Genomic DNA, 13,661 nt, shown 5'->3' on the forward strand with positions numbered 1-13,661 from the left:
TATCATGCGCGCCCTGAGGAGAACGCCTGATGACCACTTTGTTGCTGCACTGCCGCCCCGGCTTCGAAAGCGAGGTGTGCTCGGAAATAAGCGACCACGCCGCGCGCCTGGAGGTAGCCGGGTACGCCAAGGCCAAGGCCAGCAGCGCGTACGCCGAGTTCATTTGCACCGAGGCCGACGGCCCCGAGCGACTTATGCGCGGCCAGCGCTTTGCCCAGCTGATTTTTCCTCGGCAATGGGCGCGCGGTGAGTTTATCGACCTGCCCGAAACCGACCGCATCAGCGTGCTGCTCGCCCATCTGCAAGCGTTGCCCGTGTGCGGCAGTCTGTGGCTGGAAGTGCTCGACACCAATGACGGCAAAGAGCTGTCGAACTTCTGCAAAAAATTCGAAGCGCCGCTGCGCAACGCGCTCAGCAAAGCCGGCCGGCTGGTGGAAGACCCGCGCAAACCGCGCTTGCTGCTGACCTTCAAGAGTGGCCGCGAAGTGTTTGTCGGCCTGGCCGAAACGAACAACTCGGCATTCTGGCCCGGCGGCGTGCCGCGCTTGAAATTCCCCCGCGAGGCGCCGAGCCGCTCGACGCTCAAACTGGAAGAAGCCTGGCACCAGTTCATTCCCCGTGAAGAGTGGGACGAGCGCCTGAACGGCGAGATGACCGGCGTTGACCTCGGCGCCTCGCCCGGCGGCTGGACGTATCAATTGGTGCGCCGTGGCATGTTGGTCACCGCCATCGACAACGGCCCGATGGCCGAAAGCCTGATGGACACCGGTTTGGTGCAACATTTGATGGTCGACGGTTTCACCTGGACGCCCAAACAGCCGGTGGACTGGATGGTCTGCGACATCGTCGAGAAGCCCGCGCGCAATGCCGCGTTGCTGGAAACCTGGATTGGCGAAGGCCATTGCCGCGAAGCGGTGGTCAACCTGAAGTTGCCAATGAAACAGCGCTACGCCGAAGTGAAGCGTTTGCTCGAACGTATTGAAGAGGGCTTCAAAGCCCGTGGCGTAAAAGCCAGCATCAGCTGCAAACAGCTGTACCACGACCGTGAAGAAGTGACCTGCCACCTGCGCCGGCTAAGCAAATAGCCGCCCGTTTCTGGAGTTGTTTATGCCTGAGTTCGATCCCGCCGCGCCCCTGGACGGCACCCTCGACGCCACCGGCCTGTTCTGCCCGGAGCCGGTGATGATGCTGCACAACAAAGTGCGCGACTTGCCGGCCGGCGGCCTGCTGAAAGTGATCGCCACCGACCCCTCGACCCGCCGCGACATCCCCAAGTTTTGCGTGTTTCTTGGGCATGAGCTGGTTCAGCAGGAAGAAGAGGCGGGCACTTATTTATATTGGATTCGTAAGAAGGTTGAAGGCTGATCACACCAGTCTCGCACTACCTGTAGGAGCGGCTTTAGCCGCGATGCTTGCGATCTTAAAAGCATCGCGGCTAAAGCCGCTCCTACAGGTTCGCACCAGACCTTCAGGCCTTGGCGTTATGAATCCGTATCCGCTTCCTCGGCGCTGCGCACCAGCCGAATGCTGAGCATCACGGCGGCGCAGGTCAGGCCCACGATCAATCCCTGCCATAACCCTTTCGGCCCGCTGGGTTCGCCGAACCAGTCGGTCAGGCCCAGCGCGTAGCCCACGGGCAAGCCGATGCCCCAGTAGGCGAACAAGGTCATGATCATGGTCGCGCGGGTGTCTTGGTAGCCGCGCAGGGCGCCCGCTGCGGTCACTTGCACCGCGTCGGAGAATTGGTACAGCGCGGCAAACACGATCAGCGCCGAGGCCACGCGGATCACGGCTGTGTCGCGGCTGTAGATGCCGGCGATTTCGGTGCGCAGTTGCAGCATCAACACGGCGGCCACGCAGGCAAACGCCAACGCCGTGAAAATTCCGACACCGGCCACAAAGCGCGCCTGGCGCGGATCGCCGGCCCCCAGGGAATGGCCGACGCGCACGGTCACGGCCATGCCCAGGGCATAAGGAATCATGAAGGTCAGCGAGCTGAAGTTGAGCGCCACTTGGTGGCCGGCGACTACATCGGCGCCCAGGCTGCCGATAAGCAAGGCGATAACGGCAAAGATGCTCGACTCGGCAAACACGGCGATGCCAATCGGCAGGCCGACGCTGAGCAGGCGCTGAATCACGTCCCAGCGCGGCCATTCGAAATGACTGAACAGCCCTGCCGTCTTGTACACCGGCGCCCAGCGCACCCAGCCGAGCATGGCGAAGAACATGCACCACATCGCCACCGCCGTGGCCCAGCCGCAGCCGGCACCGCCGAGCGCGGGCAGGCCGAAGTGACCGTATATAAAGATGTAATTAAGCGGCACGTTCAGCAGCAGGCCGAACAGCCCGATCATCATGCTTGGCCGTGCGTCCCAGGCCGTCGCTGAAGCAGCGCAGCACGTAATACAGCGCCACCGAGGGAATACCGCAGCCGATGCCGTAGAGGTAGACCATGCTTGGGCCGATCAGCTCGGGATCGACGTTCATAAAGCGCAGCACCCGTTCGGCATTCCACAGCACGATGCCGGCCGCAATGCCGACCGCCGTGGCTAGCCACAAGGCTTGGCGCACCAGCGCGCCGATGTCGCGCTCCTGGCCGGCGCCAAAGCGTTGCGCCACCTTTGGCGTGGTGGCCAGCAGGATGCCGGTCATCAGCAAATAAACCGGCACCCAAATCGAATTGCCCAAGGCCACGGCGGCCAGATCGCGGGGGCCGACGCGGCCGGCCATCACGGCGTCGACAAAGCCCATCGCCGAATGCGAAAGCTGGGCAATCATGATGGGCAGGGCGAGAACGAGCAGGGCGCGCAATTCGCGCAGGCAGCGGTTGAAACGGGATTCGCGGGCGATCACGAGGCAGTCCATTTTTATCACGTGCGCACTGTATCGGCAGTGGTGGCCGGGCACTCGCTCTGTCCGAGACATACGACTTGAAGCGCGAGCTGCGCCAGGTCAGAGCTTGCAAAGGAGCGGCGAGTTTACGCCTTGACGCGTCAGTCAGGAAAGAGCCCCACGCGAGCGCCATGCCATCTGAAGATCGCCCCTGAGCGCCTGACGGCCTAGAATGTCGGCCTGACTTTTGGAGCCTGTCATGCGAATTCTTGCCGACGAAAATATTCCCCTGCTGGACGAGTTTTTTGCCGAGTTCGGCGAGATCGAACGCATGCCCGGGCGCGCCTTCGACCGTGCCAGCGTGGCGCGCGCCGATGTGCTGTTGGTGCGCTCGGTCACGCAGGTAAACCGCGCGCTACTGGAAGGCAGCAAGGTGCGCTTCGTGGGCACTTGCACCATCGGCACCGACCACCTGGACCTCGACTATTTCGCCGAGCAGCACATCGGCTGGGCCAGCGCGCCGGGCTGCAACGCGCGCGGCGTGGTGGATTACGTGCTCGGCAGTTTGCTCAGCCTGGCCGAGGTGCGCGGCGTCGATCTGGCCCAACGCACCTATGGCGTTGTTGGCGCCGGGCAGGTGGGCGGGCGGCTGGTTGATGTGCTGCGCGGTCTGGGCTGGCAGGTGCTGGTGTGCGACCCGCCGCGCCAGGCGGCGGAGGGTGGCGATTACGTGAGCTTGGAAGAAATCATTCAGCGCTGCGACGTGATCAGCCTGCACACGCCGCTGATCGCCAGCACCCGCCACTTGCTCAACGCCGAGCGCCTGGCGCAGTTGCAACCTGGCGCCTGGCTCATCAACGCCAGCCGGGGCGCCGTGGTCGACAACGCCGCCCTGCGCGAGCTGCTGCAACAACGGCACGACCTTGAAGCGGTGCTGGATGTATGGGAAGGCGAACCGCAGGTGGACCCGGATTTGGCCGAGCTGTGCCTGATCGCCACGCCCCATATTGCCGGCTACAGCCTGGACGGCAAATTGCGCGGCACGGCGCAGATTTACCAAGCGTTCTGCCAGCACTTCAACCTGCCGCCACGGGTGCAACTGGACGACCTGTTGCCGCCGTATTGGCTGACCGAATTGGGCCTGCACGCGACGGCCTCTGTGCCCGTGGCACTGGCCGCGTTATGCCGAGCCATTTACGACCCGCGCCGCGACGACGCCGACTTTCGCCGCAGCCTGACGGGCAACGCCGCCGAACGAAAAAGCGCCTTCGACGCCTTGCGCAAACACTACCCAGCGCGGCGTGAAATTGATGGCTTGCACGTGAAATTAAGCGGCGAAGCGCCAGAGCTGGCGCAAGTGGTGCGGGCATTGGGCGGGACGTTGGTGTAAACGGCAACTGCGTTGGGGTAATCAAGGCTAAAGCCTCTCCCACAGGTCACGGTGGTCTGTAGGAGAAGCTTTAGCCTCGATGGCTTTCCCTGATTACTCTGGCTTAGGCTCGCCCAAGGCAATTTCTTCCATCTTCTCGCAGGCCTGTTGAACCATGCCTTCGGTAATAGGAATCTCCCGGCCTTGGGCGTCAATCACGGCGCCGCCGACAGGGTGTTGGGGTGGCACCGGGTGTACGCGGCGTTCGGCGGTATGCAGGGTGTGCAAGCTCATGGCTCGTCTCCTCATCTGGGTTGTGCCGACAATAGCGGGCCTTGATGAAAGCCCAATGACAACGTCGCGCCACAGCAGCGCGAGGCCATTCCCGTTAAGCGGGGCGTAGTTTTGTGAAACGATGCGGGCCGAGTAGTTCCCGCACATGGGGTGCGTATGTCGGTTTTTCACCTGGGTTTAATCATCAATCCTCTGGCCGGGCTGGGCGGTCCGGCGGCGCTGAAGGGCAGCGACGGAATGGCCGCAGAGGCGATTGCCCGTGGCGCTCAACCCCGCGCTGCCGAGCGCACGCGGGTGGCGCTGGAGCTGTTGTTGCCGTTGCAAGAACGCCTGGAGTTTCTAACGTTTCCCGGCGCCATGGGCGGCGATTTGCTCGCGCAGATGGGCTTCAAATATCGCCTGCTCGGCCACCTTGGTGGGCCGGACACAAGCGCCGCCGATACCCGCGCAGCCGTTCAGGCAGTACAAGCAGAAGGGGTGGGGCTGCTGCTATTTGCTGGCGGCGACGGCACCGCGCGTGATGTCTGCGAGGTGGCGCGCGAAGGGCAGGCGGTGTTGGGTATTCCGGCGGGGGTAAAGATTCAGTCCGGTGTTTACGCCGTCAGCCCACGCGCGGCCGGCGAGCTGACGCGGCGCCTGGTGGAAGGTGGGCTGGTTCGCTTGAGCAGCGCCGAGGTGCGCGATATCGATGAAAGCGCTTTGCGCGAAGGGCGCGTCACGGCCCGTTGGTATGGCGAATTGAGCGTGCCGCAAGAAGGCGGCTTCGTGCAGCAGGTGAAGCAGGGCGGGGTGGAATCGGAAGAACTGGTGCTCAGCGAAATCGCCGCCTGGCTGGAAGACACCTGGGAACCTGACGTGCGCTACGTCTTCGGCCCCGGCTCGACGCTACACGGCCTGGCTCAGAATCTTCGGCTGGACACCACGTTGCTGGGCGTGGACGTGATCGAAAACGGCCAGGTGCTGGCCCGTGACGTGACCGAGGCGCAGCTGTTCGAGTTGGTCGATGGTCAGCCGGCGCGGGTGTTGGTCACAGCGATTGGCGGCCAGGGCCACATTCTTGGGCGCGGCAACCAGCAGATCAGCCCACGGGTGTTGCGTGCGGTTGGGTTGGACAACCTGCGAGTGGTGGCGACCAAGCGCAAGCTGGCCACGCTTGAAGGCCGCCCGTTGCTAGTGGACAGCGGCGATGCGGCGTTGGATGACAGCTTTCCCGACGTGGCTAAGGTGTGGGCGGGGTACAAAGAGGAACTGGTGTATCCGCTTTCGGTGGGTGGATGAAAATTAGCTCCCCTCGCCCGCTCGCGGGAGAGGGGCTGGGGGGTAAGGGTCGGGCGACGTCCGTGTTCGGCTTGAGATTCCCCCTCACCCCAACCCTCTCCCCGAGGAGAGGGGGCCGAACGGCGTGATGCCGGAAGCGGAGCTGCGATTTAACTCCCCTCGCCCGCTTGCGGGAGAGGGGCTGGGGGTGAGGGTCGGGCGACGTCCGTGTTCGGCTTGAGATTCCCCCTCACCCCAACCCCTCTCCCCGAGGAGAGGGGGCCGAACGGCGTGATGCCGGAAGCGGAGCTGCGATTTAACTCCCCTCGCCCGCTTGCGGGAGAGGGGCTGGGGGTGAGGGTCGGGTGCGACGTCGGTGTTCGGCCGGAGATTTCCCCTCACCCCAACCCTCTCCCTCAGGGAGAGGGGGCAAAAAAGCGGGCACTGCCGATTTTTTTCGCTCGCCGCTTGAGTCCCACCGCCACCGTCCCCATCTACCGCTAGCCCCTTCTTCTCTGCGAGCCGCCGCATGATCTCCATTTTGTCTTCCCGCCAGCGCAAGGCGCTGCGCATGACGCGTGAGTTTGTTGCGCCGTACCGCTGGCACGTAATCGGCGCGCTGGTGGCGTTGATGTTCACGGCCGGTATCACGCTGTTTATGGGCCAGGGCGTGAAGCTGTTGGTGGACCAGGGTTTCGCCACCCAGTCGCCGCATATGCTTAACCAGTCCATCGCGCTGTTTATGGTGCTCGTCGTCGCGCTGGCGATGGGTACGTTTTCGCGGTTTTACCTGGTGTCGTGGATTGGCGAGCGCTTTGTCGCGGATATCCGCAAGAAGGTGTTCAACCATCTGATCACGCTGCATCCCGGCTTTTATGAGACCAACCGCAGTTCGGAAATCCAGTCGCGGCTGACGGCCGATACCACGTTGTTGCAGTCGGTAATCGGCTCGTCGCTATCGTTGGCGTTGCGCAATGCGTTGATGCTGGTGGGCGGTGTGGTGCTGCTGTTTGTCACCAACCCCAAGTTGTCGCTGATCGTGATCGCCGCCTTGCCGCTGGTGATCGCGCCGATTCTGATTTTCGGCCGCCGCGTGCGCAGCCTTTCGCGCCAAAGCCAGGACCGCATTGCCGATGTCGGCAGCTACGTCGGCGAAAGTCTGGGCCAAATCAAAACCGTGCAGGCTTACAACCATCAGGAGCAGGACAAACGTCGCTTCGGCGGCACGGTGGAGGACGCCTTTGAAACCGCGCGCAAGCGAATTTCCCAGCGCGCCTGGCTGATCAGTGTGGTGATTCTGCTGGTGTTGGGCGCCGTGGGCGTGATGCTCTGGGTTGGCGGCATGGATGTGATCGCCGGGCGCATCAGCGGCGGTGAGCTGGCGGCGTTTGTATTTTACAGCCTGATCGTCGGCACCGCCTTTGGCACCTTGAGCGAGGTGCTGGGCGAGTTGCAACGGGCGGCGGGGGCGGCCGAGCGAATTGCCGAGCTGCTGCAGGCGCGCAGTGAGATCAAGGCGCCAACCACCGATTTGTTGGTATTGCCCGAGCGCGTCAGTGGCCGCATCGAGCTGGATGCCGTGCGCTTCGCCTATCCCACGCGCCGTGATCGTTTTGCCGTCGATGGCATCAGTTTGCAGGTGGAACCGGGCGAGACCCTGGCGTTGGTCGGGCCATCGGGCGCCGGTAAGTCGACGTTGTTCGATTTGCTGCTGCGCTTTTTCGACCCGCAGGAAGGGCAAATTCGTGTCGAAGGGCTGCCCATCGCGCAGCTTGACCCTGCCGATTTGCGGCGCTGCTTTGCTTTGGTATCGCAAAACCCGGCGCTGTTTTTCGGCAGCGTGGAAGACAACATTCGCTATGGCCGCGCCGCTGCTACCCACGCTGAAGTGGAAGCGGCAGCGCGCGCAGCACATGCTCACGAATTCATCATGGCCATGCCTGAAGGCTATAAAACCCATTTGGGCGACGGTGGACTCGGCCTATCGGGCGGCCAACGCCAACGTCTGGCGATTGCCCGGGCGTTGCTGGTGGATGCGCCGATTCTGCTGCTGGACGAAGCCACCAGCGCCTTGGATGCCGAGAGTGAACACCTGATTCAACAGGCCTTGCCGACCTTGATGGCTGGGCGCACCACGCTGGTGATTGCGCACCGGTTAGCCACCGTGAAAAGCGCTGACCGTATTGCCGTGATCGACAAGGGGCAGTTGGTGGCGCTGGGCAGTCATGCGCAATTGGTGGCGAGTAATCCGCTGTATCGCCGCCTGGCTGAGTTGCAGTTCAACACCAGCAGCGACGAGACGCCGTTTACTCAGCCAGCTTGATGTCGCGCGGCGGACTCTTCGCCGGCTGCGGTTTCACGGTCAGCGCCACGCCGATGGCGGCGACGATGATCGAGCCAATGGCCACCCATTGGCTGCTGCTGAGTTTCTCTTGCAGGAAGATCAGCCCCGACATCGCGGCAATCGCCGGTTCCATGCTCATCAGCGTGCTGAAGGTGCGCGCCGGCAGGCGGGTGAGGGCGAACATTTCCAGGCTGTAGGGCAGGGCGGTGGACAGAATCGCCACGCCAATCGCTACCGGAAGCAGGGTGAAATGAAACATCACGCTGCCGGCGGCAAATACTCCGATCGGAAACACGATGACGGCCGCGACCACCGTGCCCAGTGCTACGGTTTGGCTGCCGTGTTCGGCACCGGCGCGTTGGCCGAACAGAATGTACAGCGCCCAGCACACGCCAGCGCCCAACGCCAACGCGGCGCCCAGCGGGTCGAGTTCGGCGTTGGCCGGGTTCACTGGCAGCAGCAAGGCCAGGCCGATTACGGCCAGGGCGATCCAGACAAAGTCGATAAAACGCCGCGACGACAGCATGGCCAGCACCAACGGCCCGGTGAACTCCAGCGCCACGGCAATGCCCAGCGGCACGGTCTTCAGCGACATATAAAACAGCAGGTTCATCACCCCGAGCGAGGCGCCGTAACCGAGCAGCGACAGTACGCCGGCGCGGTTGAACGGCGCACGCCATGGGCGCATCACCAGGCACAGAATGATTGCCCCCAGGCTTAGGCGCAGCGCTGAAACGCCTTCGGCGCCAACGACTGGGAAAATGCCCTTGGCCAACGCCGCGCCGCCCTGAATGGAGCTCATGGCGATGATCAGCAAAAGAATGGGGATGGCAATCGAGACGGCGGGTTTGGACCCAGGCATGGGGAATTCCGGTTGGAGCGTGGCAGTGAGCAAAATTGGCGCTGGGGCTGATCGCGGCTGAAGCCGCTCCGACAGGAATTCGTGTGGGAGTGGCTTCAGTCGTGATGCTGTTGGGCGGTTTTACCGCTCCGGAATTTTTATCAGCGTTGCGGCGTACAGCTTAGCGGTACTCGCACAGGTAAGCGGTGTCGACGGCGACTTTCAGCTGGAATTTGCTGTTGGCGGGCACGGTGAAGTTGCTGCCGGTTTCGAAGGTTTCCCAGGCGTCGGTGCCGGGCAGTTTCACGGTCAGGGCGCCGGCGACGACGTGCATGACTTCGAGTTGGCTGGTGCCGAATTCGTATTCGCCAGCGGCCATGACGCCGATAGTGGCCGGGCCTTGTTCCATGCCGAAGGCGATGGATTTAACGGTACCGTCGAAGTATTCGTTGACCTTGAACATGACATTTCCTTTAAAGGACGAAAAAAGGTCGGCCAGTATGCCCAAGGCGCTGGGCCCCGTCACCTGCGCGGGCCGCGCTACGGCGGCGTTTACGAGGCGGGCAGGACCAAGGGCAAAAGCCGCGCGGTGTTGCGCGCATCTTCCAGCGCGCGGTGCTGCTGGCCTTGAAAACTCAGGCCCGCCAATTGCAGCGCAGTGTTCAAACTCACAGGTTTTTGCAGTTGGCGGGCTTTGGCGAAGCGCTGTTTGAGGTTCAGGTGCGGCACGCTGGCGAGCAGGCTGGTGAGCTGGTGCTGGTGCCAATCCTGCTCCAGCTGTTTGCGGTCGTAGTCGCCCCAACTGGCCCAACCCACCAGGCGCGGTTGATGGGCGCCGAGCCAGCGCTCGAACAGCGGCCACACCGTTACAAGTGGCGCCGCAGCGTCGACATTCGCCTGCGTGATATGGGTGAGTTGTCGACAAAAACTGGTGAGGTGAGGGCGCCGCAGCGGGCGGACGAAGCGCTGAAAATGGTCAACCTCGCGACCTTCGGCGTTCACCAGGCTGGCGCCGATTTCGATGATTTCCATGTCTGTAACCGGCCAGCCACCCTCTTCAGTCGTGGCTTCCAGGTCGATCACCAACCAATATCCCATCGTTCTCTCCATCCGTTGGGCAAGCAGTATGGAAGGCCTTTCGACGCCTCGCAAACCCCATTCCAGGCGCCTGCGTGGCGTATGACCGACGAAGTCGGGGATTTTCTCCCGACCAAATCGTCAGGGCGCTCTACGCTTGTGGTAACCCAAGAAAGGAGAGATGTGATGGCGACTGTGGCGTTTATCGGGCTCGGCACCATGGGCTTTCATATGGCTGGGCACCTGGCCTGCGAAGGGCATCAGGTGACTGTGTACAACCGCACCCAGGCCAAAGCGGATGTGTGGTGCGAAGAATTTGCAGGCGAAAGCGCCGGCTCCCCGCGCGAAGCGGCCGAGGGCGCAGAGTTCGTGATGACTTGCGTGGGCAACGACGAACAATTGCGCGCCGTGTTGCTGGGCGAAAGCGGGGCGTTCGCCGGCATGGCGGCCGGCAGCGTGCTGGTGGATCACACCACGGCCTCGGCCGATATCGCCCGGGAAATGGCGGCGTTGGCGGCAGAGTGCGGGGTGGGTTTTCTTGATGCGCCGGTGTCCGGCGGCCAATCGGGCGCGGAGGGCGGCATGTTGACAGTGATGGTCGGCGGCGACGCGGCATTGTTCGAGCGGGCAGCGCCGGTGATCGAGAGCTACGCCAAGCGGGTGAAGCGCATGGGGCCGGTCGGCAGCGGCCAGTTGACCAAGATGGTCAATCAGATTTGTGTGGGCGGCTTGCTGCAAGCCTTGGCCGAGGCGCTGCAATTCGCTCGCCGCGCCGGGCTCGACGTACCCAGCGCCATGGACATCATCAGCCATGGCGCGGCGCAGTCGTGGCAGTTGGAGCATCGCTATCAAACGATGCTGGAGGGCAAGTTCGACAACGGTTTTGCCGTGGATTGGATGCGCAAAGACTTCGCCATGGTCTTTGCCGAAGCCAAGCGTAACGGTGCGCAGCTGCCGGTGACGGAGCTGGTGGACCGGTTTTACGCCGAGGTGCAAGGGCAGGGCGGGGGGACGCTGGGACACCTCCAGTTTGATTACACGTCTGAAGTAGCTCGCGGTGGCTTTGCGGTGGCCGGGCGCGCGAGTAGAATCGCCGCCCGTCGCCGGCGCGCCTGGTTACAGCGCGCACGGTTGGTTTGTTCACGAGGTATGAGTCGTCATGAATTGCCGCCCCGGTTGCGGTGCCTGCTGCATCGCCCCCTCCATCAGCTCGCCGATGCCTGGTTTGCCTAACGGCAAGCGGGCCGGCGAACGTTGTTTGCATCTGTCGGTCGATAATTTGTGCGCGCTGTTCGGTTCGCCGCAGCGCCCGCCCGTGTGCTCGGCGTTCAGCGCCGATGTTGAGGTATGTGGCAGCAGCCGCGAAGAGGCGATCCGTTTGCTGGGTTGGCTGGAACAGGCCACCAGCCTCGGCGCCGAGGCGGCTATCCAATAAAGCCCGGGGGCCTCTGGCACCTCGCGCATCATCAGTAAGGAGTTCGTGATGGGTTTGCTAAGTCGAGTGGCTGGCGTGTGTGCCGTGAGTTTGCTGGCATCTACAGCGGCGCATGCCGAGGATTGGAAGCTGGCCAAGGATGAAGACGGCATCAAAGTCTTTCTGAGCGAAGTACCCGGCTCGCAATACAAAGCCTACCGGGGCGTGACCACCATCAAGAGCGACATCGCCACCCTGCGTGCTTTGCAGGAAGACGTCAGCGGCTCGTGCAAATGGATTTTCCAGTGCAGCGAACAAAAGCTGATCAAAAGCGAAGGGGCGCAGAGCTGGACGTACAGCCGCTTCAGCCCACCGTGGCCGGTAACCCCACGGGATTCAGTTATCCATGTGACCACCAGCGAAGAGCCTGACGGCACCGTGCTGCGCAAGCTCGAAGGCTTGCCCACTTATCAGCCGGAAGAGAAGGGCTATGTGCGCGTAACCAAGGTAGACGGCTTCTGGAAGATGGCGCCCAAGGGCACAGGCGATGTGGAAGTGACGTATCAGGTGACCACCGAACCGGGCGGCAGCGTGCCGTCGTGGTTGGCTAACAGCTTTGTGGTCGATGCGCCGTTTAAAACCCTTCAAGGGATGAAGGAGCGGGCGGAGAAGAAGTAAGCCGCGCGCTTTCCTATTGTGGGAGCGGCTTTAGCCGCGATGCTCTTGGTGCATAAAAGCATCGCGGCTAAAGCCGCTCCTACAGGTTCGACGAAGCAATAAAAAACCCCCGCATTGCGGGGTTTTTTATTGCTCGCGTAACGCTTATTTGCGGTCTTTCAGCGCAGTAATGTCGCGCTGCTCATAGCCGGTATAAAGCTGGCGCGGACGGCCAATTTTGTACGGGCTGGAGAGCATTTCTTTCCAGTGCGAGATCCAGCCGACAGTCCGCGCCAGGGCGAAGATTACGGTGAACATGCTGGTCGGAATGCCGATCGCTTTGAGGATGATGCCCGAGTAGAAGTCGACGTTCGGGTACAGGTTGCGTTCCTTGAAGTACGGATCGGTGAGTGCGATCTCTTCCAGGCGCATAGCCAGTTCCAGCTGCGGGTCGTTTTTGATGCCGAGTTCTTTCAGCACTTCGTCGCAGGTCTGCTTCATCACGGTGGCGCGTGGGTCACGGTTTTTGTAAACGCGGTGACCGAAGCCCATCAACTTGAACGGATCGTTCTTGTCTTTGGCCTTGGCAATGAAGGTGTCGATGTTATCGACGCTGCCAATCTCGTCGAGCATGGTCAGCACGGCTTCGTTGGCGCCGCCGTGGGCAGGGCCCCAGAGCGCAGCGATACCGGCAGCGATACAGGCGAACGGGTTAGCACCCGAAGAGCCAGCCAGGCGTACGGTAGAGGTGGAAGCGTTTTGTTCGTGGTCGGCGTGGAGGATGAAGATCCGGTCCATTGCCTTGGCCAACACCGGGCTGATCGGTTTGATCTCGCAGGGGGTGTTGAACATCATGTGCAGGAAGTTTTCAGCGTAGGTCAGGTCGTTGCGCGGATACATCATCGGCTGACCCATGGAGTACTTGTAAACCATGGCCGCCAGGGTCGGCATTTTCGCTACGAGGCGAATGGCCGAAATCTCGCGGTGCTGCGGATTATTGATGTCCAGCGAGTCGTGGTAGAAGGCCGAGAGGGCCCCTACTACACCGCACATGATGGCCATCGGGTGAGCGTCGCGACGGAAGCCGTTGAAGAAGCTTTTCAGCTGCTCGTGAACCATGGTGTGGTTCTTTACGGTGCTGACGAACTTGGCTTTCTGCTCTTCGGTTGGCAGTTCGCCATTGAGCAGCAGGTAGCAGGTTTCGAGGTAGTCGGACTGCTCGGCCAATTGCTCGATCGGGTAGCCGCGGTGTAACAGGATGCCTTTGTCACCGTCGATATAGGTGATCTTCGACTCGCACGAGGCGGTCGACATAAAGCCAGGATCAAAAGTGAAATGGCCCGTGGCGGTCAGGCCCCGCACATCTACAACATCGGGACCAACGGTGCCGGATAAAACGGGCAGCTCGACGGGGGCTGCGCCCTCGATGATCAACTGCGCTTTTTTGTCAGCCATGTGTGGCCTCCTATTTATGCTTGAAATCACCAGACTGCCCCCCACGCAGGGCCCGCCACACTATAGAGAGATAAATCCTAAAGTCAATTTACCGGAACCCATGCGCCAGAAGGCTTGCAGC

General features: G+C 62.2%; 12 protein-coding genes and 2 pseudogenes. 8 read left to right on the top strand and 6 right to left on the bottom strand.

Going from position 1 to position 13,661, the window contains the following annotated elements; translation table 11 throughout:
* The first annotated feature begins 29 nt into the window (after window positions 1–29).
* Together rlmM and tusA are read left to right on the top strand one after the other, a co-directional pair.
* A complete protein-coding gene (gene rlmM, locus ACZZZP_RS07685) occupies window positions 30–1,085 on the top strand; it encodes a 23S rRNA (cytidine(2498)-2'-O)-methyltransferase RlmM (RefSeq protein WP_463536426.1) in 1,056 nt (351 codons plus the stop codon).
* A gap of 22 nt (window positions 1,086–1,107) precedes the next feature.
* Entirely contained in the window at window positions 1,108–1,365 is a 258-nt protein-coding gene (gene tusA / locus ACZZZP_RS07690) for a sulfurtransferase TusA (RefSeq protein WP_122451156.1), read from the top strand.
* Window positions 1,366–1,468: 103 nt separating this feature from the next.
* Here the strand turns inward: tusA and ACZZZP_RS07695 are convergent.
* A pseudogene (locus tag ACZZZP_RS07695) lies at window positions 1,469–2,865 on the bottom strand (MATE family efflux transporter).
* Between the two features lie 226 nt (window positions 2,866–3,091).
* On the opposite strand from ACZZZP_RS07695, the gene pdxB reads away from it, so the two are divergent.
* Window positions 3,092–4,222, top strand: coding sequence for a 4-phosphoerythronate dehydrogenase PdxB (gene pdxB / locus ACZZZP_RS07700; protein ID WP_463382320.1), 1,131 nt, complete (start codon window positions 3,092–3,094; stop codon window positions 4,220–4,222).
* A gap of 93 nt (window positions 4,223–4,315) precedes the next feature.
* On the opposite strand, the gene ACZZZP_RS07705 is transcribed toward pdxB, so the two are convergent.
* Window positions 4,316–4,495 carry a PA1571 family protein gene (locus tag ACZZZP_RS07705; protein ID WP_463382321.1) on the bottom strand — a complete coding sequence of 60 codons (180 nt, stop codon included), beginning with the start codon at window positions 4,493–4,495 and terminating at the stop codon, window positions 4,316–4,318.
* 156 nt (window positions 4,496–4,651) lie between these two features.
* Between ACZZZP_RS07705 and ACZZZP_RS07710 the strand changes: the two genes are divergently transcribed.
* Together ACZZZP_RS07710 and ACZZZP_RS07715 are read left to right on the top strand one after the other, a co-directional pair.
* Window positions 4,652–5,773, top strand: a complete 1,122-nt coding sequence (locus tag ACZZZP_RS07710; protein WP_463382322.1) for an ATP-NAD kinase family protein — start codon at window positions 4,652–4,654, stop codon at window positions 5,771–5,773.
* Between the two features lie 508 nt (window positions 5,774–6,281).
* On the top strand, window positions 6,282–8,075 hold the full coding sequence (locus tag ACZZZP_RS07715) for an ABC transporter transmembrane domain-containing protein (protein ID WP_463382323.1): 1,794 nt from the start codon (window positions 6,282–6,284) through the stop codon (window positions 8,073–8,075).
* Here ACZZZP_RS07715 and rhtA read toward each other — a convergent pair.
* The 3 genes from rhtA to ACZZZP_RS07730 form a co-directional block, all read right to left on the bottom strand.
* On the bottom strand, window positions 8,059–8,958 hold the full coding sequence (gene rhtA / locus ACZZZP_RS07720) for a threonine/homoserine exporter RhtA (RefSeq protein ID WP_463536427.1): 900 nt from the start codon (window positions 8,956–8,958) through the stop codon (window positions 8,059–8,061). The two genes, ACZZZP_RS07715 and rhtA, sit on opposite strands and share 17 nt — an antisense overlap.
* Before the next feature lie 160 nt (window positions 8,959–9,118).
* Entirely contained in the window at window positions 9,119–9,400 is a 282-nt protein-coding gene (gene ppnP / locus ACZZZP_RS07725) for a pyrimidine/purine nucleoside phosphorylase (RefSeq protein WP_122497096.1), read from the bottom strand.
* An 89-nt stretch (window positions 9,401–9,489) separates the two neighbouring features.
* Entirely contained in the window at window positions 9,490–10,035 is a 546-nt protein-coding gene (locus tag ACZZZP_RS07730; protein WP_122497098.1) for an exonuclease domain-containing protein, read from the bottom strand.
* Between the two features lie 165 nt (window positions 10,036–10,200).
* Here ACZZZP_RS07730 and ACZZZP_RS07735 point away from each other — a divergent pair.
* From ACZZZP_RS07735 to ACZZZP_RS07745, 3 genes and pseudogenes are all read left to right on the top strand, one after another.
* Window positions 10,201–11,065: pseudogene (locus tag ACZZZP_RS07735) on the top strand (NAD(P)-dependent oxidoreductase).
* Between the two features lie 108 nt (window positions 11,066–11,173).
* Entirely contained in the window at window positions 11,174–11,449 is a 276-nt protein-coding gene (locus tag ACZZZP_RS07740) for a YkgJ family cysteine cluster protein (RefSeq protein WP_463382326.1), read from the top strand.
* 48 nt (window positions 11,450–11,497) lie between these two features.
* Entirely contained in the window at window positions 11,498–12,106 is a 609-nt protein-coding gene (locus tag ACZZZP_RS07745; RefSeq protein WP_463382327.1) for an START domain-containing protein, read from the top strand.
* A 144-nt stretch (window positions 12,107–12,250) separates the two neighbouring features.
* On the opposite strand, the gene gltA is transcribed toward ACZZZP_RS07745, so the two are convergent.
* Window positions 12,251–13,540 carry a citrate synthase gene (gene gltA / locus ACZZZP_RS07750; RefSeq protein WP_463382328.1) on the bottom strand — a complete coding sequence of 430 codons (1,290 nt, stop codon included), beginning with the start codon at window positions 13,538–13,540 and terminating at the stop codon, window positions 12,251–12,253.
* Window positions 13,541–13,661: the final 121 nt, after the last annotated feature.

The sequence above is a fragment of the Pseudomonas sp. AC211 genome, assembly GCF_979258055.1.